This window comes from Ampullimonas aquatilis (assembly GCF_049675895.1).
In the GTDB taxonomy this organism is placed as follows: domain Bacteria; phylum Pseudomonadota; class Gammaproteobacteria; order Burkholderiales; family Burkholderiaceae_D; genus Ampullimonas; species Ampullimonas aquatilis.
In genome coordinates this window covers 1,830,798-1,851,317 of record NZ_CP183834.1, presented here as the reverse complement: position 1 = coordinate 1,851,317, position 20,520 = coordinate 1,830,798, and the positions used below count along the sequence as shown (strand labels likewise).

Genomic DNA, 20,520 nt, shown 5'->3' with positions numbered 1-20,520 from the left:
CTCTACGCGCACCTTTCCCGTCGCCATATGCCTTTGGGTTTGCATGGCTACTCAAGCCTGGGGACAGGCAGCGTTACCGACTGATTACGACATGCGACTGGCCAGGCAGCGCATGGAGGAAGCACTTGGCTCCGGCAAGCTGCCCAAGGACTTCGGTGCGCCTTCAGTCCCCAAGGTCGAGTCCTTGCCCAAGCCAGAGGCAAAGCAGGCCGATATTGCCAAGATCGCCGAAGGCTACCGCCAGTTTCCGGCCGCAAGCAATCGGCCGAACGCATCAGACTCGCCGGAGTTGATGATTTTTGTGTCCTTCTCGATGCCTCGGGAATCTCTGGAGCGAATCGTCATCCAGTCGGAAAAGTCGGGTGCGGTCCTGGTTTTACGTGGTTTCAAAGGCGATTCGATGGCACGGATGGGAGAGGAAATTGCCAAGCTGATCGGCAAGCGAAACGTCACTGCCATCATCCACCCACCGGCGTTCACCCAATTCAAGGTGACGCAGGTCCCGGCGCTGGTTCTGGCCAAACCAAGCCAGGCAACCCGGATTGGCACGGATGGCTGCGCGGCCCCGACGAGTTACATCAAGGTCGACGGCGATGTCACCCAGGACTACGCCCTTGATCTCATCGAGCGTCAGGCACCGACTTGGGCCGATGCGGCTCGACGGTTCTCGGTCAGGCTGGCGGGCCGCATGCCATGAGATTCCTCTGGCTACTCTATCTCGTCAGCGGAATAACGTCGGTATTTGCTCAGGGTTATGACGCCAGCACCGCCTTTGGCGATGGAAGGTCGCTCGGGTCAGGAGCGGTGGGCGGCGCATTTCAGGGAATCGGCACCGGTAATGCGACAACCATTATTCCGGGCTATGGCCAGAGCGCCAGCCAGACCCAGTATTTCCAAGGGGGAATGGGGCAGCTTTCCGGCCCCGGGGTTGCCAAGGTGACGGATTGTTCCAGCCAGGCTCCAGATGCGGACGCCTATCGACGGCAGGAGTGCGATGCCGTCAATTTCGTTGCCCGGAATCCCAGCGTCAGGCCCGCTTTCTCGATCGACCGGGCCACGGATCCTCTGATCAGTCGCGCCAACTCGATCGCCAGCAATCCCGCGCTGCAATTCACCGGAATCAACGTGGGTTCGAGCACGGAATCCTGCCGGGTGGTGACGGATACGACCCCCGCGACTTTTACGACGGAAATCTGCACCGAGTATCGGCCGGTGACCAGCAATTTGTGCACGACCGCGCGCCAGATCACGGTCGATCAGTATCACCTTTACCAGTGCGTCGAGCAGATGCAGACGCTGAGCAACGCAACGTGTTTCATCGGTCGGCAGATTTCGGTGAACACCGCCTACAACTACCAGTGCAACCAGACCGTTCAAGGCTACGAGACCTTGAGTTGTCGCCGCGGCGTCTCGGCGACAGTTGGTTTCGGTCAATGCACGCCCGGGGCATGGCTGGGCCGAACCGCATTCATGGACTGCAGCTGGTGTGTCGATCCCTATATGGCCATGAACATTTTCTGCGGAAGTGATGGCCACTCCTATGTCGTCGAACCATACCGTTCCTACGACGGTGTCAATCGCTACGACTACAACTGGATCGGCTATCCGTGGGATGGCAGCTATGGCCAGTTTCCGGTGGCGGTTGCCCCAGGCCAATCCGTCACCGATTACTACGTCAGCAATCTCGGTTTCGGTTGCAACCTGTACGTCTACTTCAGCGTCAGCTGCAACTCGACGACCTGCACGCCGTCCATGCGGAATGTGAGTTCCGGATGTAACTCCTCGGGTGGAACGGGTACTGGGGCTGCCTTGCAACTCCCCATGTCGAAGACGGTCGGCAGCTGGACATCGAATGAGTGCGCCACCTTGCAGCAGCGGGCAAGATGAGAAAGGCCATCCGATGCGTGCTGGTGGTTTTGCTCGTTGTCGGCGGGTATGCGTACGCGGGCGATTGCAGGCTGGAAAGTTCGAGCTGCGTGGATAGCACCGCAAGCAAGACGATATCGGGAGTCGTGGTGACGCTGACGGATGTCGGTGGCTGCTGGGAGTATCAGGATACCTACACCTGCATCAAGCCGAACTCGATCGACTACTGTTCAGCTTTGACGGCCGCAGGCTGTGGGCAGACCAGCTCGGTGTGTAGCGATACGGCATTCAATGGCACTTGCAATACCTACACCAAGACGTTCCGGTGCGGAAACAACCAGGGCACGCCCACCAATACAGTACGTCTCGACAACACCTATTCACTGGTCACGGATACGGCGAATACCAGTCAGTGCAGCAGCTATGCGCAAAACTCGCGATGCCGCCTGGCGTCGCATGCCTGCGTGGATTCCACCCCTTGCAAACTCGATTCCAGTGGGGCGACCGTCTGCCTGGCCGGTGTCACACCGCCCGCGGGCGGACTGAATTCCACGGCAACCTGTTGGAGCTACCAGGACGACTATTCCTGCATCGCCGAGAACCATGTCGACTATTGCGCAGCTATCAAGGCGACGCAAGGGTGCGCCTTGGTCAGCTCGACCTGCGACAGCTCGGCGTTTGATGGCTCCTGCAACCAATATACCCGTCGCTACCAGTGCACCAATGTCACGGCATCGACCGGTACGCCGACCGTGGTTGAACTCAACACGTCCTACACCATCCGATCCAACACGCTCGATACCAGTCAATGCGCCTCGCTCGCCAACAGTAGCAACTGCGTGCATGCGGCGACTACTTGTACCGACAGCACACCGTGCAAAACCATCAATGGCTTGCAAGTGTGCCTTTCGACGGTCTCTCCCTTGCCGACTGGGGCACAAAGCTCCGGAGATTCCTGCTGGACGAGATCTGAGGACTACACCTGTGCCGGCAGCACCCTGACAAACGATTGTCAGCCCTTGATCGATCGCGGGTGCACGCCAGTGTCCTCGCAGTGTGTTGATCCCTTGCCATCGGGTGGGTGCGACATGAGCGAGCGGACGTATTCTTGCCCGGCGTCGCCAGCAACCCAGAGCCAGCGCACCGTGTGCGACCAGCGGTCATTTTGCCAAGGTGGCGCCAACTGTTTTGACACCAGCAATCCTGCGGATCAGGATTTCGGCAAAGCCATGGCCTCCATGGAGGCAGCCCGCGAGGCCGGGGTTTATGGTGCCGATCAACGCCTGTTCAAGGGTACGGGCGAGCGATGCCGGAAGAAACTCTTCGGTCTGGTCGACTGCTGCAAGAAAGGCGGTGGTGGTGCGGCCAGGAGCAATCACAACCTGATGGCAGCCACCATGCAGGGTGTGATGATTGGTGGCCAGCTCGCCATCAACGCCGGCAGCAAGTACATGTTCGACTTCATGTACCCGGAATTCACCAGCTATGTCGAAGCCGGTGCGCAGGCCATGATTTCCTCCGAGGTACTCTTCACGCCGACGAATTTTCAGCCGTCTTTCACCTTCTACGGTCTGACATTTTCGACGGGGGTGGTGAGCAGTGGGCTGCTGGGCGGACCGATTTATTCGCTCGGGTCCTTGGGGAGCTTCAACCTGTACTTCGATCCCTATTCCATGGCGGCGGCCATCGCGCTGCAACTATTGTCGGAACTGCTTTCCTGCGAGCAATCTGAACAGCTTCTCGCGATGCATCGGGAGGCCAACCTTTGCGTGCATGTCGGATCGTACTGTTCGGCTCGGGTGCCCATTATCCGGACCTGTATTGAACAGACTCAGTCCTACTGCTGTTTCAACTCCCGCCTGGCCCGGATCATCAATGAGCAGGGCAGGAGCCAGGTCGGCAAAAGCTGGGGGAGCGGCGAGAACCCGGATTGCTCAGGCTTCACCACGGCTGAGTTCGAGCGCTTGGACTTTTCCCGGATAGATATGAGCGAATTCATCCAGGAAATATCGTCCAGCGTTCGCATTCCCAGTGCGAGCTCCTTCGGTCAGAACGTGCAAGGCACCGTCCAGCAGCGCGTAAACAGCTACTACAACCGATGAAACGATACCGGGCACTCGCAATGGCACTTTGTTTCTTTGCTCTGTTATCGAGTGAGGAGATCCTCGCGACCGAATTAAAGCAATATCTTCTGACTGCCATCGATGCGTCAAGCGGCCGATCCGATGGCGAATTGAGCGGCCCGATGGCCGACTTTTTCAAGGCGCAGACACGTTCATCGTTGCCGGTACGGGTTCAGGTCAGGACCATCAGGCACTTCTCTGCTGCGGGGTGTGCTCGATTGGAGGCCACTTTGTTGCAAGACGGCGTTCCCACGACCAATGGTCAGCAAATCCCTTTTGCAGTCCGCTATGAACTGAATCTGTGCCGTGATGGACGTCCGCCGACTGAGGGCATTGATCTCGACGCGGCATCACGGGCGCTGTCCCGCGATGTGCCTTCGCAATAGTGAGAGAATCCAGTTTTTATTGATAAACCATAGGGAGCACCTTGATGAACAAATCCGAGCTGGTCGAAGCGTTGGCAACAAAGGCTGAGCTTTCCAAGGCGGCCGCTGGTCGTGCCGTGGATGTACTGGTCGAAGAAATTGTGACCGCTGTCGCCAAGGGTGATTCGGTGACGCTGGTGGGCTTTGGTACATTCAAGTCGGCAGCGCGTGCGGCTCGCGAAGGCAAGAATCCGAAAACCGGCGAGAAAATCAAGATCGCTGCAACGACGGTGCCGAAGTTCTCTGCGGGCGCCACCTTCAAACAGGAAGTCGCCGGCAAAGCCAAAAAGAAGTAAGCCGTCAGGGTTGTGCCGTCACCGGAAAAGGAGCGGCATCAATAATTAACGATCGTTTAGTTTTTCTTGCATTAAGGACTAATGCAGGGCAAAATTCAACGATCGTTTATCTTTTTCGGGGAATCTATGGCAAACAGGGAAGTTGGTATCTCCTCTGTCGTCGAGCTCGGAGAGATTCTTCGGGCTGTTCGCAAGGAATCTGGACTGACTCAACGCGATGCCGCTGCGCTATGCAACGTCAGTCTGCCATTTCTTAATGGTCTGGAGCAAGGGAAGCCGACAGCCCAGATCGGAAAAGTTCTGTCCGTCTGCAGCCGGTTCGGTATTGACGTCAGGCTGAGATTGCCGGGTGAAGCGGCATGAGCGCTTTGATTGTCTCGGCCAATGGGATTCCAGTTGGAACCATTGAAATTGAAAATGGGCGGTGGAAGTTCGGCTACGCGGCTGAGTGGAAGGATTATGCACTCTCGCCCAATTTTCCGATCGCCACCCGAAAATTCGAAGACACTGCGGACGCCAAGCCGGTTGAGTGGTTCTTCGAGAACCTGTTGCCCGAAGGCCGACTGCGAGACCTGATCGCCTTTCGGGACAGAATCGACCCCCGAGATACGTGGGCGCTTCTGATTCGACACGGACAGGACACCGCAGGTGCGCTTTCGCTGATCCCCGAAGGGTTCGATGCGGCGATAGGGGAAATTCTGGTTCCACTCGCGCGAGAGGCGCTACAGGAAAAGATTGAGGAATCCAGGTCGCGCAATCTCCCTCTGATGGCGTCATGGGAGGAAATCCGCATGTCGCTGGCAGGTGCCCAGGAGAAACTGGGGCTGCGAATCGACGCCCATGGCGCAATGTTCCTGCCCGAAGGTTCGGCGCCATCGACCCATATCGTCAAGCCAGAGAACGCCAGCGCGGATTTTCCTCACTGCCCAGCGAACGAATTTTTCTGCATGCGCCTCGCCCATGAGCTGAAGGTTCCGGTACCTGCGGTTGGGTTACTGCATCTCCCCGAGCCACTTTATGTCATCGAACGGTTTGACCGGGCGCCATTGGATAAGAGCCCGGAGAAGGCGGCTGGCAGGGCATTCGGGCGGCTTCATCAGATAGACCTGTGCCAGGCGTTGGGTGTGGCGCCTTCAAAAAAATACGAGAGCGAGGGCGGCCTGGGTTTGCATCACTTGTTTGGAGTTCTTCGAGGCACGTTCATCGATCGCCCAATCGTGGCTGCCAATGCAGTTGTCCAGTGGGTTGCCTTCAATTATTTGATCGGCAACCTGGACGCTCACGCCAAGAACATTGCTTTCCTGATGCGGGGGCAGAAAGCGGCGGTGGCTCCGTTCTACGACATGCTCTGCGTAGAGGCGTATCTGCCAAGGCAGACCATGTCCATGTCCATCGCCGGGGAGAACAAGCCTGGCTGGGTTGAGGGGCCGCACTGGGATGCGATGGCCTATGAGGCCGGTGTAGCGCCAAGGCTGGTTCGCGGCGTCTTGTCGCGGATGAGCGCAGACCTGCCGGAAGCCATCTCCAAAATCATCGGAGACGAACGGCTGTTGCCGGTCGAGCGAGATTTTCTGAGAGAGAAAGTGCTGCCCGTCATTGAAGAGCGACGAGGGTTCGTCGCCGATGCGATCAAGTCTCGACAATCGACGATTGGAGAACTGCTAACCAGGAAGGAATTCGACCCGTCGGTAGCAGAACGTCTGACCAAGCTTTCCTGATTCCTGTCGGGAGGTATCAGGCGGCGGTCGCAACGGATTGCGAATCGACAGGTGCTTTCAGGTGGCGCCTATTCCATGCAGCAACAGATAAAGCCTCGGTTCGACCGATAGGCCCGGTCACATGACAATCCATGCACTCAACCATCCATCCGTTGATATCTACTTCGCTGGATTCAACATGCTGACTTCCGCAAAATGGGCACGATTCGAGAATGACCATGGCTCCTCCTGTTGTTTGTCATAAGTATAGTGGAATGTCGCAAATGTCCAGTGGCCGCAGGTGGATTGGACCGCACGGGGACGTACAGTCAGGCATGGTTGGTTTGAATTTCCAGCTTTTCCGTGCATCCATTCGTCTGTGTCACCTTCATGGGGAGATGGCTCTCCGTTCCGCCAGTGCGCCGTAATAGATCGATGTACCCAGCCAGGTCCTCGACATGAACATAGCGCCGCCGAGCTTGCAGAATGGTTGGAACGGGGAATATTCCCTTGCTGATCTGATTGTGTGCCGTTCGGAGGTTGATGCCGATTTCGCGAGCAGCCATGGAGAGTGGAAGCAGAGAACCGCCGTAGCGCAGGGACAGAATCTCCAGGCTATTTTTTGTGGTGACGTGGCTCATTTCAGACTCCATTTTGCGACATCGTGATCGTAGCAATGGAGGGACGGGGCCTGTGACTGAAATGCGACCGTAAAGTACGCATTTCGGGCGGCTCGCGTGATTTACTGTGTCCCAGCACCGATAATGGTGCCAAGGCTGCCACCCAGAATGCCGTCAAAAGCGCCACATGAAATGTAATACCCGCCAGTGACAGCAACTTGCCCCAATGCTGACCTTCGGCCCGTCACCTAATGAAAGGCGGGTACCAAAGTACAGCAGTTGTTCTAGAAATAGCGTTTATCCGCCGTAGCGGAAGCGGTTGAAGAAAGCGCATTGCCATGACGGTGGATAAACCTCGTTGGACGACGTGTCTACACGAAGGTCGACCAAAAGTTCATTAGAATAATGCATTCTGAATTGCCAACACGGACTTTGCTAGAAGGCCCCATGGCGCCACTGGTGGTGACCTTAATGAACCTCACCGACCAAAGGAGTCCAAATAGCGCGTCGCTGTTGAGGCCTCAAGCATGAACACGTTAGTTCTGCCCAGGGAGATGAAATTATTGAAAAGACGCGTCGCCACGATCGTGGTGTGGCCACGAACGGAGTCAACGTGATGATCGACTACTTCAGCGATCGTCAGAACGGTCCACGCACACGCACCGAGCAGGAGATTTTGCCCACGGTCTGGGCGGGCCTCGTGGCAACGGTACAGGCCTTGATCAATAGCGGCGCATTCGGCCTGCGTTTTCCCGAACGCTGCCCGGATGGACAAGCCACTTGCGGCGGCGATGCGGACGCGTTGGCGGCTTCCGTAAGCGCAGAAATGCCGGGTCTGGCTTGGCCGTTGGAGACCGTCTCCATTGACGGGGAGGGCTACTTTGCTGAGCGCCAGCCGTTCGCGCCGGACACCTTGCTCGTCTTGGACTTCATCGAGTTCGTTCACACATCAGTGGCAAAGCCGATCTCCGGGAAGTATCACGACTTCTTCAGTCATCACCACCTGACCTTCGACCAGGAAGCTGGGCAGGAGGACTTCCGCGCGACCGTCAATCGCATATTCGCGCGCAACGGGGTTGCGTTCGAGATGCTGCCCAATGGTCGAATTGAACGAGTGCTCCCGCCTGTGCTTGGCGAAGAGCTGAAACGAACGCTCTTCAATACGGGGGATCGCACGCTCGATAACATGCTGGACGAGTGCCGGGCCAAGTTTTCGGACTGCAATCCATTGGTGCGTCGCGAAGCGCTGGAGCGGTTGTGGGACGCATGGGAGCGTCTCAAATCACTCGCTGACCCGAGCGATAAGAAACGGTCGGTCAAGATCATCCTCGACGCGGTGACTTCTGTGCCGTCGCTGCGGGAGAGACTGGAGACAGAAGCGACAGAACTGAACTCCATTGGAAACAGTCACCTCATACGGCATTCGGAGATCAGCCAGGTGCCGGTGATCGATGTGGATCAGGTCGACTACCTGTTCCACCGCCTGTTCGCGATGATCCAGTTGATGCTGCGAAAGAAGTAGGAAGTCAACCTGGGAGAGACGCAATGCTTGAATGGTACCTGGAGGTAAATGCCCTGTTTCGGGCAATGCGTCAGAAAGCAATCGATGCACAAGGCCTCCTTGCGAGCGACGATAAAGCAGGGGCCAAGTTGATTAATGGCTATTTGAAAGCCGACTATCAACTGCTGCGCAAGCTGTGGACCGGCGCAGGGTTCCCTGAGCAAGACATGGGAAATCTTGGGAGGCATATCGGATTTGGCGACGCTAATGATTACGACGACATCCTTGCGCGCGATCTACCCCAGGTTGAGGTGAGGGCAGAAGCGCATGTGCGCGACGCGACGGGCACCAAACCGAGCATAGGCTTCGAGGAACTGCTGCATCCGGTTATCTTCGCGCATGCCTTCCAGCACTATGTGGACGGACACTACCGCGATGCCGTGTTGAACTCCGTCGTTGCAATCTTTGATCTGATGCGAGAGCGCACCGGCCTGGATCTCGACGGCGCGGCTCTAGCGACACAAGTGTTGAGCTTGGAAAAGCCGCACCTGATCCTCAGCGAACTCGACACGGAGTCGGGAAAAAATGACCAGAAGGGGTTCATGCAAATTTTGGTCGGAGCTTACCTTGGCATTCGCAATCCCAAGGCTCATTCGCTAAATCATGATCTCGACCCGGAGAAGGCCGCGCAGTATCTGATTTTCGCCAGCCTTCTAGCCCGGCGGATCTATGAAGCGAAAGACGCTCCGAAGACCTGAGTCGCGTCAGTTGCATCGGTGGTTATCGATATGACCGTGGGCCATTGGAACTCAGGCGATGTCCTGCGAAAGAATGCAGGCAGCGCAAAGAATCGAACACTTCGCAATGTGCTTCTGCACCAGGACTTTCTTAAGCGGAACAGGCCGCATCATCACAGGGGCACCCAATGGCAAGAATAAGAAAGATCGAGATCGCCAACTTCCGTGGCATCAAGCAACTGGTGTGGTGTCCATCGCCTGGCATCAATTGTCTGATCGGCACGGGCGATAGCGGAAAATCCACGGTGCTGGATGCGGTCGATCTGTGCATGGGCGCTAGGCGCAATGTCCAGATTTCCGACGCTGACTTCTTCGGCCTGGACATCACCGCTCCAATCAGCATCACGCTGACGCTGGGCGCGCTGGATGACAGCATGAGTGCGCTGGAAAGCTTCGGTGCGTTTCTGCGCGGCTATCACGCCGCCACGGGCATCGTCGAAGACGAGCCGTCCGCCGGTGCAGAGGTGGTTCTCTGCCTCAATCTGACCGTCGCCAGCGACCTGGAGCCATCCTGGACTCTCATCTCCGACCGCGCTTCCCAGCAAGGTCTGGTGAAGACACTCGCGTGGAAGGACCGTCTGGCCCTGGCGCCGACGCGGATCGGCGCGCTCGCTGACTACAACTTGGGCTGGCAGCGAGGCTCGGTCCTGAACCGCATCTCGGAGGAGCGCGCTGATGCCTCGGCAGCCCTCGTGAAGGCTGCGCGGGATGCGCGCGGCACCTTTGGCGATCAGGCCGAGCTGCAATTGGGAGAAGCGCTGGGGATCGTCGCTGCGACCGCGCAGGAACTCGGCGTCCACATCGGCGCGAAGGCGAGAGCACTGCTCGACTCGCATTCCGTGTCGTTCGGAGGCGGGACCATCTCCCTGCACAACGAGGGCGGCATCCCGCTTCGCAGTCTCGGGGTCGGGTCCACGCGCCTGTTGGTCGCTGGTCTACAGCGTAAGGCGGCCAGCCAAGCGTCGATCGTCCTTTCGGACGAACTGGAGTACGGCCTTGAGCCGCACCGCATTGCTCGGTTTCTCGGCTCTCTCGGAGCGAAGGAAGCGGCCCCGCTGCAGGCGTTTCTCACTACGCATTCGCCAGTGGCGCTCAGGGAGCTGTCGGGCGGCCAGCTCTTCGTACTGCGCCGCAGTCTCCATCGCCACGAGGCCCGCATGGTGGGCACCGATAACGACACCCAAAGCACCATTCGCCTCTATCCCGAGGCCTTTCTGGCTGGCTCCGTGATCGTGTGCGAAGGGGCCAGCGAGATCGGACTCCTGCGTGGCCTGGATTTGCACCGGGTCGAACACGGCGGCGTGTCCCTGGCAGCACAGGGCATTGCCATGGTCGATTGTGGCGGTGGCGAGCCCGAACGCCCCTATGCCCGCGCGGCCGCCTTCCAGTCATTAGGCTACAGGGTGATGGTGGTGCGGGATGACGATAAGAATCCCACGCCTGCCATCGAACAGGCATTTCTGCAGGCCGGTGGCGCGGTCGTCGCCTACCGCGCAGGACGCGCATTGGAGGACGAACTTTTTGGCAGCCTCACGCCGGTGGCCTGCCAGCACTTGATCAAATATGCCCACGACCTGCATGGCGACCTGATTCACGAACACCTGCGCACCGTCTCTAACAACACGCTGACCGTTCAGGCCGTCTGGGACGAAATCCAGAACACGCAAGCGCTGTCAGTGCCAAGCCGAGCCATGCTCGGGCAGGCGGCGCGCATACGCAAGGCCGGTTGGTTCAAGTCCATCTCTTGGATGGAGGACGTAGCACGGACCATCGTGGCGCCGGACTTGCCGCTATGCGATCCAGGCTTCAAGGCGCTGGTGGACCAGGTATCTGCGTGGGCTGCCCATGGGCCCCGCTGAAATCGACCTGCGCGCGATTGCCCGCGGTACCGTTACGGCACCGGCCGGGTGCGGCAAGACACAGTTGATCGCCCACGCCCTGGCCGCTCACCGAGGTCGCAAACCCATCCTCGTGCTCACGCACACGAATGCTGGCGTGGCGGCACTTCGTGGCCGGCTGGACCGTGCCGGTGTGCCGCACAGTGCCTATCGATTGAGCACCATCGACGGCTGGGCCATTCGGTTGATTGCGAGCTTTCCGGGTCGCAGCGGTCACGACCCGGACATCCTGCGGCTCGCCACGCCGGCGCGAGACTACCCGGCGATCCGCGAATTCGCCTGGAAGCTGTTGCAGGCCGGGCACGTCAGCGAGGTTCTGAAAGCGTCCTACACGCACCTCATTGTTGACGAGTACCAGGACTGTTCGGTGCCTCAGCACTATCTCATCTACTTTCTCTCGCTGATTCTGCCGGCCTGCGTGCTTGGCGATCCGATGCAGGGCATCTTCGGGTTCGGTGGCAACGCGTTGGCCAACTGGGAGCAGCAAGTGTGCGCGCATTTCCCGGTCGTGGCGGAACTGGCCACACCGTGGCGGTGGCGCAGTGCCGGTGCGGAAGCACTCGGACAATGGCTGCTGGAGGTTCGCCGCCTGTTGGTGGCTGGTCAGTCGGTGGATCTGCGCACCGGGCCACCAGCACATGTGACGTGGGTTCAGACCATCCCGCCCAACGACCACCCGCAGCGACTGGCTGCCGCGCGGACGCTGCCGCCCACCGCCGACGGGCGCGTGCTGATCATCGCGGACAGCCGTAACCGTTCGAGCCAGCAGAACTTTGCAAGCCAGACGCCAGGGGCCTCGACCGTTGAGGCAGTTGATTTGCAAGACCTCATCGCCTTCGGTAATAGTTTCGATGTTGCGTCTGCGGGGGCCATGGGGCAGTTGCTTGCGCTGGCGCAAAGCGTCATGACCAACGTGGGTGTCGCAGAGCTGACACGGCGTCTGGAGTCGTTGGCCCGAGGAACCGCAAGGAATCCGCCGTCCGCAGCGGAGAGCTGTGCCTTGGCGTTCCAGCGCGCCCCCTGCATCGCCGCAGCCGCAACACTGCTGTCAGAGCTGCGTGAGATGCCGAACGTGCGCGTGCATCGGCCCGCCATTCTTTACGGCGTGCTCAAGGCGCTGCGTGGCGCTTCGGCAGGAAACGTCCCGCTTGCGGAGGCTGCTAGGCGCGTGCGCGAAGAGAACCGATTGTTGGGCCGCCCGTTGCCCAAGCGTGCAGTCGGCAGCACGCTGCTGCTCAAAGGGCTGGAGGCGGAAGTGGCGGTGGTGCTGAATACGGAGGGCATGAGCGCACAGCACTTATATGTGGCCATGACCCGCGGATCAATGAAGCTGGTTGTGTGTAGCGCCAGCCCCATATTGGGCTAAGTAGGAAGGGAAAATGGCAAGAGAGAACAAGTTTGCAAGCTCGGGCGGTGCAACAGAGACGCCCGCTGGAAAGCTCATGGAGACGATCGTCGAGGACGTGATCAAGGCGAAGGCGATGACCTTTGCTCAATGGCATGCCCTCAGCGCGAACCCATTGGTTCCACTTGCCATTCCGGTGTCGCAAGGCGGTCAGTATCCGGTCACGCAAGTCGGCGTGGACGCGGCTCACTTGCTGTCACAGCAAAACTGGAAATCACGCGAAGCCCTGCGCCAGACGATTGATCGGGAGGCCTTCATGAATCTCTCGTTCCAGGCCATCGGGGACACGCTTCGCGACTGCCAATCGCGCCTTCCAACAGTACCGGACGGCCAGAATGAGCACGACGTGCTGCTCGGTGACGATTTTTATGCTGTGCTCGCCGACGACTACCAAGCGCGCTTGCAGCAACTGGCCGCCAGCGCGAGTCCCGACGTCGACCGGCATATCCCTTGCCATCTGTTTCACTCTGATCAGGCTGTGCCGGCATTCGCCGTGGGGCCAGTGCGGTTCCTGCCGAGAGCGGAGTGGCTCGATTCCTTTGTCAAGGACTCGGAGGTCCGCGAGCTCATCCGCCAGTTCGAGGCCCGTGAACTGGACATGGAGGAGTTGACCACTCGATCAGCTGCCACCGAGGGTGGCCGCCGTGCGTCGCATGCGTTGGACGTTCTGCGTACGCTGCGCCATTACAGCTGGGTAGCGACCATCCGGATGGAAGGGCATGAGCATGCGCGGTCTCATTTCAAAGCGTCGGTGGTGGTGGGACTTGCGATTGACGCAATCGGACTGAGGTTCCAGGTCGAGGATGCGCGACGATTTACGAAAGCCGGCCGGCAGCATCTTTTTGTAGAGGACCGGTTCGCGACCACGCTGGACGGCCGGATATTGCGTGGGTCGAGCGTACAGATGCCTGGCCTTGGCGGACGTCCGGGTGCGCTGGCTGCCAAGATGGCGGGCGAGCAATCCTTCCTGGATGCCGCCGGGTGCATCTTGCAGCACTACGTCGATGGACGGCGAAGCGGACATGCGCTGCATCTCGTCGAACGCTGGGCCAATGCGCTGTACTGGGTCGGTGAAGCTCGTCGCGAGGCTTCCGACTTCATGGCAGTGGTCAACTATGGCTGTGCCGCTGACGGGCTATCGGGCGCAGGCGGCAAGGCGAACGATATGAAAAGCTTCGCCGAGACTGCGCTCAGGCCTGAGGGGGAGACCGTGCCCGAGGGCGCGCTCACGGTGGATACCGCCGTCCACAAGGTCTATCGAGAAGGCCGCAACAAGCTCGCCCACGGCGAAATGTCGGGGCTGCTGGAGGATCTTGCAGAGCCGCGTGCAGTCGGCGAAGCGCTGCTGTCGGCGCTGTTCGATGTTGTGACGCCGGTGCTGGCTGATCTCTTGCAGTACGAACCGAACCTCCCGAAGCTCGATGAGAAGCTGGCCTATCGTCTGCTTGAGGCAAAACTGGCAGCGCGGAAAGTGATGACATGATCGTTACTTGCGAGGCTGGAAAGCCTCCGGAACGCGCCGCCAGTCGGTGGCCTCCAGCAGATCGCGGGACACGACGGTCTGGCCGTTGTCGGGCCTGCCTAACCGGCAGCATAGTGGCCGGTTGCTTCCATATTGCCTGCACCGAAACGCCCGAGATTAATCGTGTCGCCATTGCAGTATTATCAGTGGCGGATTCATTGGCGGGATTGGAGCAGCGTACGGACTGCACTATCCGTTTTGGCATTCGTGACGGTATCAGCGGGGTGAAAATCTCGTCGGTATTCACGTGCGCTTGATCTGCTGTCGGCTACTATTTCAACGCTTGAGAGCGGTTTCAGAACCAATAGTCTTGAATAGTCAGTACGAGATCAGTTTTTCGTCATCGCCCGGAAACCCGCATGAACACTAAGTATTCTTCTGGAGACGGTATCGGTGACGGTATTGAGAGGGGTAAATCTGATGAAACCCAATAATGGCAAGGCTTACAAGGCCATTGTAATAATCGAGTGGGAGAGCTATCGTGGATCTAGGACTGAAGGGAAAACGGGCGCTCGTGACGGGATCAACGGTCGGGATCGGATTCGCAACAGCACGTGCGCTGGCTGCAGAAGGTGCTGACGTCACTGTGAACGGTCGGACTCAGGCGCGCGTCGACAGCGCGATGAATGAGCTACGACGTGACTTTCCCGGAGCGACCATTGCCGGGATCGCAGCCGATCTGAGCAGCAGCAAAGGCTGCGAGGCCTTGGTTGGCCAACTGCCGGAGGTGGATGTGTTGGTCAACAACCTCGGCATCTTCGAGCAGAAATCGTTCGAAGATATTGCGGATGACGATTGGCTTCGTTTCTTCGAAACCAACGTCCTCAGCGGCGTCCGGCTCTCGCGTCACTATGTGCGCGGAATGCGATCGCGCAACTGGGGGCGGATCGTCTTTGTTTCGAGCGAATCGGCCCTTCAGATTCCAACTGAGATGGTCCACTACGGTGTGACCAAGACCGCACAACTCGCCGTGGCGCGCGGGCTCGCCGAGACGCTCGCCGGTACCGGTGTCACGGTCAACAGCGTACTGCCCGGGCCCACCACCTCGGAAGGCGTTGGCGGATTCGTTGCGCAGATGGCGGCGAGCCGCGGCATTGACGTCGCCACCGTGGAACGGGAGTTCTTCGCGACGGCTCGCCCTTCCTCAGTGCTCCAGCGATTCACAACACCAGACGAGGTAGCGGCGATGATTGTGTATGTCTGTAGTGCACGGGCGTCGGCAACGACCGGGGCGGCGCTGCGAGTTGACGGTGGGGTGGTGCGGGCGATTGCGTAGACATGCTTTGCCTGTTAGTAATGCTGGCCTTCCCGCTCCCTGGCGGGGATAGCCCCATGGTGCAGACCGCATGCGTCATGGCAACATATTTTCAGTAAATAGCGTCGAAAGTCTAATAAGGAGATGATATTGAACTCGCCAACCATCAATGGATATCTGATTGCAACGCTACGTGTAAAGAACACAGAAGAATACATGCAGCGTTATGGTATGCCCGCGATCGTGCAGCTCAACGAGATAGGAGCCGAAGTCCAAGTTGCATCAGCCGCTACAGACGTATTAGAAGGTCAGTGGGATTGCAATTGGACTGTGGTCATTCGTTTTCCTAGCAAAGCAAAGGCCACTGAATTTTACAATTCAGCTGCCTACACGCCACTCCGAATGCTTCGCATCAACGAACTCACGGATGGAGGGTCGGTCGTCATAGTAGAGGGCCTTGATCCAACGGCGTTCGGATAGCCGGTTACTGTGACCGCTAGAGATTGAAAAGTTAAATCCGACCCAAGAACTATTCCTTGTATTTCAACCAAAAAACTCTGACGAAACATGAGAAAAGTAACGCCTAACCGCCGGTGCGAACGCTGCACCGGCTCAGGCCATCGGTGGCTCACTGCGTAACCGTTAACTGCCTTCTGACATAAACCCTCGCCCTCCAGAACCTAGCGCAGAACATATTCACCGTCGGCGGACGCAGTCGCTCGCAGTACTCGGGCGTTGACGCAAACGCTTAGAGCACTACGGTTTATGGTGGCTGGCCTTCAGAAATATGGTTTGGGTGCTTCGTAAACAACCACGTCCAGCTGTCATATATAGCTCGTTAGCGAAGTTCAGATGGGCAAACATTAATCAGACAGAGGGGCCACGCTGCCGTCCAATCTCCCACGACACACTGCCACCTCTTACCGTTGCAACTATCGACTGTCCAAGCCGCTGATCGATCACCGGCTTCCATGGCACCAGGCTGAACCCGATGCCATCGTCCAGCATGGCGAAGCGCCCACTGGCGAGCATCACGCTGCGGCGATAGACACCGCTGATCCGCTCGCCATCGATCGTGGGCCGATATTGCAATCCGGTCTCCGCCGCCATGTCCTGCGCAGCATTCGCCAGTTCCCGGCTGCGCAAAGTTGCGAGCAGGTTGCGCGCCAGGATCACGCGCTGTCCGCGTTGCTCACCCAACCCCTGTTCGATCAGAAAATCCGAGCGCCGCCGCAGTGCTTCCCGCACTTCACTGCCGAAACCGCTGTCAGCGATACCGCTGGCGCCACCGATCAATTGCTGGTCCAGCCAGGTCGCGCCGGTCACACGAGTCTGGCGCTCAATAGGCAAGTGCGAACGTAGTTCCACCGATACGCCACCCAGCCGCTGCCTGTCGTATTGCCGACCTTGCTCAAGCAGGTCTGCTGGCACGCGCCAGACGCCCTCGGCGATGCGCTCAATAATGCCCGCCCGCCGCAGTGCTTCCAAACGCCGGACATGGGCATTGACCACCTCGTGCGGATCGCGTTCGACTGTTGACTGGGATTGAGCCCGCGACTTGGCAACGGCGAGGTGATGATCGGTACGGTAGAGGCCGTCGACTGCCAGCGCGACGATGTTCTTGTCGGCCGCGCGGAATCCGGCTGAACCGCGTGCTTCGATCACGGCACCGACCGGGTACTGCGCCAGCTCCGTCTTGGCAGGCAATGCCACGTAGTGCGCCTTGCCATCAATGCCATCGACCACCAAATAACCCTTGTCGTACAGCTCGTCCGCAAGCCCTTTGCCGGCTACCCGGCCGATAATGGAACGGCTTTCTTCTTCTGGCTGAAACACGGCCAGGTCGCGCTGCGCACCGCCCATGGCCCGCAGCATGGTGCGGATGATGTCGCCGCGTTCGCCCATCGCTCGCAAGACGGGTTCGGTATCGGCGTGAACCACCCAGACGCCGGGCTGCTGCTCGCTCGCCAATCCCATGCGTTGCAGCCGCTGCAAGCGACCCACCAGCAGCACGCGCTGCTGCCGCAGTTCCGGGTCGAGAGCAGGCTGATCCACATGGTTCAGCCCATCCTTTGCTTCGCGTTGCAGCGTGCGGTCCAGGCCGGTCCAGCGCTCCTGATCGACCTCGCGCAGCAAGGTACGCTGGATCTCCAGCTCGGTGCGCGGCCCCAGCCATTCGGTCGCCAATTCCGAGGCGCGCTCGCGCATGCCGTGTGAGATGTAGTTGCTAGAAATGATCAGGTCTTTCCCCGTGTCGTCTTTGCCGCGCAGCACGACGTGGGTATGCGGGTTGTCGGTGTTCCAGTGGTTCACGGCCACCCAGTCCAGGTTCGTTCCCAGGTCGGCCTCCATACGGCTCATCAGGTGTCGCGTGTAGGTGCGCAGCTCGTCGAGCTGCTCGGCATCCTCCGGCGAGACAATGAAGCGGAACTGGTGCCTATCTTCTCGTCCCCGTTCCTCGAAGGCGGCCAGGTCGGTGTTGTCTGTCGCCGGTCCGTAGGCTTGGCCTGGCTCACCGGCCGGGCCCACACCTTCACGCTCGACGTAGCGTAGGTGCGTGGTGGTAGAGCGCCCCCCGGCCTGCTTGAGGTTCACCAGACGCGTCTTGATGGTGACGCGCCGTGAGCCCGGCTGCGCAGTGCTGCCGGTAAAACGCGCGGCCACGTGCCCACGCCCAAGGCGTGCACCAGGCCGCGCCCCTGACTTGCGCCCCGACTTGCCACCGGCCTTGCTCACCTCCTTCAGCACCTGCGAAACGAACTTCTGCTGGCGGTTCTTGGGCGTGCCAGGCCGTACCCGAAAACGATCATCTTCGCGATTACTCACGATGCAGACTCCGGCGCAGTACAGCGCAACCCGACGAACGAAGCACGTAACATCTTCAATGCTCGCGCAGCCTTCGCGCCGCGCGCGGCACATCGCGACAAGCAGCCCGTGCCGCGCCAACCCACGTGCAGACAAGGCTTTCGACGCGACGAAGTGCCGCGTCCTTTTATCTTGCCCTCCGTCTTTTCCGATCGCTGACGCGACCGACCCCGACGGTCAGGGTGCGATCGTCTGCACGGGTGATGCACCGCTGCCGCAGGCTGTGGTGCAAGCGAAGTGCAGTGACACTGCACGAAGAACGGCATGCAGCGCTGCACGTTCATGGAGCGTTCCACGTCCATAACGGCTGCGCGCTACCGATCACGTCGGAGACAGGAATGGGACCGAAGTACCGGCTGTCAAACGATGCTGGATTCGTCTTGCTGAGCAAGAACAGTTCGCCGTTGCGAAGCCGCCGACATTGCTGCCAGACCGACAGTGGACGGCCATTTCCATCTGTTGCTCGGACATGAGCTACCGCCACACCGTCGATGCGAGCGATGCGGTCGTCGATGCACACCAGCTGTGGTTCCATTGCGCCGATACGCTTGAGCAGCGGGATGTGCTCGGGCAGATAGCCGCGCTGCGCAGCCAGTGCGGCGGCATCTGCCGGAAGCTGGGCCAGCACAATGCTACCGACGTGCAATGAGTCCGCCGAGCCGATGCGGTACCAGCCGCGCGGCACGCTGTTGCTAGGGTTGTAGACGATGCGCGCAACGGGCGTATGCACTGACGGCCAAGCAAGCGCAGCAATGCCGAGGCCGGTGAAAAGCGAGACAAGCAGGCGACGAGCGTTCATCGCAGCACTTCACCCGCGAGGAATGCTGCATGCCGTTCAGCGGAGTAGGGCGGCAATGGTAGGCGTGCGGATAATCGATTGCCCAGCGTGCGCCAGTACGCGGGCGACACGGCCGCCGGATCAATGCCCAGCGCTTCGATGGTGTCGATCAGTGGCAGCACCGATTGCACTTGCAACGCGCCTTCGGCGTGCAGCAGTAGGCGCGCGCCGGGTTGGACACCGGCGATGCGTTGCACCGCATCGAGCGGGGTACAGGCTTGCAACACCATGAGCTGCCAGCGTGTCGTGCCGTAGTCGTTGGACTCCCAGCGCACGCGGCAGAAGATGGCAGCAGGCAGAAAGGTTGCGCAGCGTCGCCAGCGATCCAATTGCTGCTCGCGTACCGGATGGCCAAAACGCAGATAGAGGTTGATTCGCTGCACAACGAACGCCAGCGACACGCGCGTCAGCGGCGTGGTGTTCGTGACGCTTGATAGCACGGCAGGTGGCGCTGTGGCCGCATGACGAGTGGTTTGCTGAAGTGCATTCATGGCTGTTTCTCCGGGAATTCGTGTTCCAACAGGTCGCGCAGCATTTCGGCGACCGTGATGCCTTGCGTGAAGGCGGCGACCTTGATGCGGGCGCGCATGGCCGGTGTCACGTCGATAGTCAGCCGCGCGGTGTAGAGATCGGTCTTGCCGATGTCGGCACCGTCGCCTTGGCGGACCCAGGCATCTGCGTGCGGATCGGTGGGAGGACGCGCGCCGATGGCAACACGCTTGCCGTTCTTCATCGCGCCAGCCTCAGCACTTCATTGGTGAGCGCTGCGATCTCGCGCGCCGCGATGCTGTCCGCATCGAGTTCGCGCGCGAGTTCACCTCTGGCGACGCTGTCGGCAAAGACGATGCGTTGCCGAATTTCAGACAACAGTGAGGGCAGAGGTTGATCGGCGAGCGCGCTGCGCGCCTCGCGTCCGATTACCGTGGTGCTGACACGCCGGTTGATGACGAAGGCCGCGCGAAGCGCAGGCCGAAACACCTGCGCTTCACGAATCAGCGCCACCATTTCGGCGCTGGCCCACACGTCGTAGGGGCTGGGCTGCACGGGGATCAACACTAGATCGGCGGCAAGCAGCGCGGAGCGTGCGAGGGCCGCGATTCGAGGCGGCCCATCAATCACGATGTGATCGCAGCGCCTCGCGAGTTCCGGTGCTTCCTGATGCAGGGTTTCGCGTGCGAGACCAACTGCACCGAATAGTCTGGGCAAACCGTTCTGACTGCGACGCTGCGTCCAATCGAGTGCGGAGCCTTGCGGGTCCGCATCGAGCAGGATCACCGAGCTGCCTTGCATCGCCAGCTCGCCCGCGATGTGCGTGGCGAGGGTTGTCTTGCCGACGCCGCCTTTCTGGTTCAGTAGCGCGATGATCATGAGGCGCTACCTCCAGCACGTCGCCGGTTTATCCACAGCGCGCC

General features: G+C 59.6%; 20 protein-coding genes and 1 pseudogene. 14 read left to right on the top strand and 7 right to left on the bottom strand.

Annotated features, from left to right (window positions below):
* Positions 1-43: 43 nt before the first annotated feature.
* The 7 genes and pseudogenes from trbC (at position 44) to ACMYR3_RS08475 (ending at position 6,428) form a co-directional block, all read left to right on the top strand.
* On the top strand, positions 44-697 hold the full coding sequence (trbC, locus tag ACMYR3_RS08505) for a type-F conjugative transfer system pilin assembly protein TrbC (protein WP_424191249.1): 654 nt from the start codon (positions 44-46) through the stop codon (positions 695-697).
* On the top strand, positions 694-1,887 hold the full coding sequence (locus ACMYR3_RS08500) for a hypothetical protein (protein ID WP_424191247.1): 1,194 nt from the start codon (positions 694-696) through the stop codon (positions 1,885-1,887). The genes trbC and ACMYR3_RS08500 overlap by 4 nt, the downstream gene beginning before the upstream one ends.
* Positions 1,884-3,800 (top strand): annotated as a pseudogene (gene traN / locus ACMYR3_RS08495) (conjugal transfer protein TraN); the annotation flags it as partial. The gene ACMYR3_RS08500 and the pseudogene traN, both read left to right, overlap by 4 nt.
* A gap of 299 nt (positions 3,801-4,099) precedes the next feature.
* Positions 4,100-4,375, top strand: coding sequence for a hypothetical protein (locus ACMYR3_RS08490; protein WP_424191245.1), 276 nt, complete (start codon positions 4,100-4,102; stop codon positions 4,373-4,375).
* Between the two features lie 44 nt (positions 4,376-4,419).
* Positions 4,420-4,710: an HU family DNA-binding protein gene (locus tag ACMYR3_RS08485; protein WP_424191243.1), complete on the top strand. Its 291-nt coding sequence runs from the start codon at positions 4,420-4,422 to the stop codon at positions 4,708-4,710.
* Positions 4,711-4,791: 81 nt separating this feature from the next.
* Positions 4,792-5,073, top strand: coding sequence for a helix-turn-helix domain-containing protein (locus ACMYR3_RS08480; protein ID WP_424191241.1), 282 nt, complete (start codon positions 4,792-4,794; stop codon positions 5,071-5,073).
* On the top strand, positions 5,070-6,428 hold the full coding sequence (locus tag ACMYR3_RS08475) for a HipA domain-containing protein (RefSeq protein WP_424191239.1): 1,359 nt from the start codon (positions 5,070-5,072) through the stop codon (positions 6,426-6,428). The genes ACMYR3_RS08480 and ACMYR3_RS08475 overlap by 4 nt, the downstream gene beginning before the upstream one ends.
* Positions 6,429-6,444: 16 nt before the next feature.
* Here the strand turns inward: ACMYR3_RS08475 and ACMYR3_RS08470 are convergent, their stop codons facing one another.
* Positions 6,445-6,648, bottom strand: a complete 204-nt coding sequence (locus ACMYR3_RS08470; protein WP_424191237.1) for a Lar family restriction alleviation protein — start codon at positions 6,646-6,648, stop codon at positions 6,445-6,447.
* Between the two features lie 88 nt (positions 6,649-6,736).
* Positions 6,737-7,048: a hypothetical protein gene (locus tag ACMYR3_RS08465; protein WP_424191235.1), complete on the bottom strand. Its 312-nt coding sequence runs from the start codon at positions 7,046-7,048 to the stop codon at positions 6,737-6,739.
* A 595-nt stretch (positions 7,049-7,643) separates the two neighbouring features.
* Between ACMYR3_RS08465 and ACMYR3_RS08460 the strand changes: the two genes are divergently transcribed.
* The 7 genes from ACMYR3_RS08460 to ACMYR3_RS08430 all read left to right on the top strand — a co-directional run bounded on the left by ACMYR3_RS08460 (position 7,644) and on the right by ACMYR3_RS08430 (position 15,885).
* The gene (locus ACMYR3_RS08460; RefSeq protein WP_424196427.1) at positions 7,644-8,549 is read left to right on the top strand and encodes an AbiJ-NTD4 domain-containing protein; all 906 of its coding nucleotides are present in this window, start codon (positions 7,644-7,646) and stop codon (positions 8,547-8,549) included.
* A gap of 23 nt (positions 8,550-8,572) precedes the next feature.
* Positions 8,573-9,286, top strand: coding sequence for a TIGR02391 family protein (locus tag ACMYR3_RS08455; protein ID WP_424191233.1), 714 nt, complete (start codon positions 8,573-8,575; stop codon positions 9,284-9,286).
* A 167-nt stretch (positions 9,287-9,453) separates the two neighbouring features.
* The gene (locus ACMYR3_RS08450; protein WP_424191231.1) at positions 9,454-11,184 is read left to right on the top strand and encodes an ATP-dependent nuclease; all 1,731 of its coding nucleotides are present in this window, start codon (positions 9,454-9,456) and stop codon (positions 11,182-11,184) included.
* Positions 11,171-12,589: a UvrD-helicase domain-containing protein gene (locus ACMYR3_RS08445; RefSeq protein WP_145768954.1), complete on the top strand. Its 1,419-nt coding sequence runs from the start codon at positions 11,171-11,173 to the stop codon at positions 12,587-12,589. The genes ACMYR3_RS08450 and ACMYR3_RS08445 overlap by 14 nt, the downstream gene beginning before the upstream one ends.
* Positions 12,590-12,665: 76 nt before the next feature.
* Positions 12,666-14,111, top strand: a complete 1,446-nt coding sequence (locus tag ACMYR3_RS08440; protein ID WP_424191229.1) for a hypothetical protein — start codon at positions 12,666-12,668, stop codon at positions 14,109-14,111.
* Between the two features lie 520 nt (positions 14,112-14,631).
* A complete protein-coding gene (locus ACMYR3_RS08435; RefSeq protein ID WP_424191227.1) occupies positions 14,632-15,426 on the top strand; it encodes an SDR family NAD(P)-dependent oxidoreductase in 795 nt (264 codons plus the stop codon).
* A gap of 129 nt (positions 15,427-15,555) precedes the next feature.
* Positions 15,556-15,885, top strand: a complete 330-nt coding sequence (locus ACMYR3_RS08430) for a DUF1330 domain-containing protein (RefSeq protein WP_424191225.1) — start codon at positions 15,556-15,558, stop codon at positions 15,883-15,885.
* A 387-nt stretch (positions 15,886-16,272) separates the two neighbouring features.
* On the opposite strand, the gene ACMYR3_RS08425 is transcribed toward ACMYR3_RS08430, so the two are convergent.
* From ACMYR3_RS08425 to parA, 5 genes are all read right to left on the bottom strand, one after another.
* Positions 16,273-18,231: a DUF3363 domain-containing protein gene (locus ACMYR3_RS08425; RefSeq protein ID WP_424191223.1), complete on the bottom strand. Its 1,959-nt coding sequence runs from the start codon at positions 18,229-18,231 to the stop codon at positions 16,273-16,275.
* Positions 18,232-18,550: 319 nt separating this feature from the next.
* Complete coding sequence (locus ACMYR3_RS08420) at positions 18,551-19,069, bottom strand: S26 family signal peptidase (protein WP_424191221.1); 519 nt, start codon at positions 19,067-19,069, stop codon at positions 18,551-18,553.
* Positions 19,066-19,599 (bottom strand): DUF2840 domain-containing protein, encoded by a 534-nt coding sequence (locus ACMYR3_RS08415; protein ID WP_424191219.1) that lies wholly within the window; start codon positions 19,597-19,599, stop codon positions 19,066-19,068. The genes ACMYR3_RS08420 and ACMYR3_RS08415 overlap by 4 nt, the downstream gene beginning before the upstream one ends.
* The gene (locus ACMYR3_RS08410; RefSeq protein WP_424191217.1) at positions 19,596-19,841 is read right to left on the bottom strand and encodes a chromosome partitioning protein ParB; all 246 of its coding nucleotides are present in this window, start codon (positions 19,839-19,841) and stop codon (positions 19,596-19,598) included. The genes ACMYR3_RS08415 and ACMYR3_RS08410 overlap by 4 nt, the downstream gene beginning before the upstream one ends.
* Entirely contained in the window at positions 19,838-20,476 is a 639-nt protein-coding gene (parA, locus tag ACMYR3_RS08405) for a ParA family partition ATPase (protein WP_424191215.1), read from the bottom strand. Before parA ends, ACMYR3_RS08410 begins: the two co-directional genes overlap by 4 nt.
* Between the last annotated feature and the right edge of the window lie 44 nt (positions 20,477-20,520).

Bases quoted from the DNA above. Each gene is read 5' to 3' on its own strand.
- ACMYR3_RS08500 (WP_424191247.1), top strand. From the start codon at position 694: ATGAGATTCCTCTGGCTACTCTATCTCGTCAGCGGAATAACGTCGGTA.
- ACMYR3_RS08470 (WP_424191237.1), bottom strand. From the start codon at position 6,648: ATGGTCATTCTCGAATCGTGCCCATTTTGCGGAAGTCAGCATGTTGAA.
- ACMYR3_RS08420 (WP_424191221.1), bottom strand. From the start codon at position 19,069: ATGAACGCTCGTCGCCTGCTTGTCTCGCTTTTCACCGGCCTCGGCATT.
- ACMYR3_RS08450 (WP_424191231.1), top strand. From the start codon at position 9,454: ATGGCAAGAATAAGAAAGATCGAGATCGCCAACTTCCGTGGCATCAAG.
- ACMYR3_RS08445 (WP_145768954.1), top strand. From the start codon at position 11,171: ATGGGCCCCGCTGAAATCGACCTGCGCGCGATTGCCCGCGGTACCGTT.
- parA (WP_424191215.1), bottom strand. From the start codon at position 20,476: ATGATCATCGCGCTACTGAACCAGAAAGGCGGCGTCGGCAAGACAACC.
- ACMYR3_RS08465 (WP_424191235.1), bottom strand. From the start codon at position 7,048: ATGAGCCACGTCACCACAAAAAATAGCCTGGAGATTCTGTCCCTGCGC.
- ACMYR3_RS08440 (WP_424191229.1), top strand. From the start codon at position 12,666: ATGGAGACGATCGTCGAGGACGTGATCAAGGCGAAGGCGATGACCTTT.
- ACMYR3_RS08410 (WP_424191217.1), bottom strand. From the start codon at position 19,841: ATGAAGAACGGCAAGCGTGTTGCCATCGGCGCGCGTCCTCCCACCGAT.
- trbC (WP_424191249.1), top strand. From the start codon at position 44: ATGGCTACTCAAGCCTGGGGACAGGCAGCGTTACCGACTGATTACGAC.
- ACMYR3_RS08475 (WP_424191239.1), top strand. From the start codon at position 5,070: ATGAGCGCTTTGATTGTCTCGGCCAATGGGATTCCAGTTGGAACCATT.
- ACMYR3_RS08415 (WP_424191219.1), bottom strand. From the start codon at position 19,599: ATGAATGCACTTCAGCAAACCACTCGTCATGCGGCCACAGCGCCACCT.
- ACMYR3_RS08455 (WP_424191233.1), top strand. From the start codon at position 8,573: ATGCTTGAATGGTACCTGGAGGTAAATGCCCTGTTTCGGGCAATGCGT.
- ACMYR3_RS08480 (WP_424191241.1), top strand. From the start codon at position 4,792: ATGCAGGGCAAAATTCAACGATCGTTTATCTTTTTCGGGGAATCTATG.
- ACMYR3_RS08460 (WP_424196427.1), top strand. From the start codon at position 7,644: ATGATCGACTACTTCAGCGATCGTCAGAACGGTCCACGCACACGCACC.
- ACMYR3_RS08485 (WP_424191243.1), top strand. From the start codon at position 4,420: ATGAACAAATCCGAGCTGGTCGAAGCGTTGGCAACAAAGGCTGAGCTT.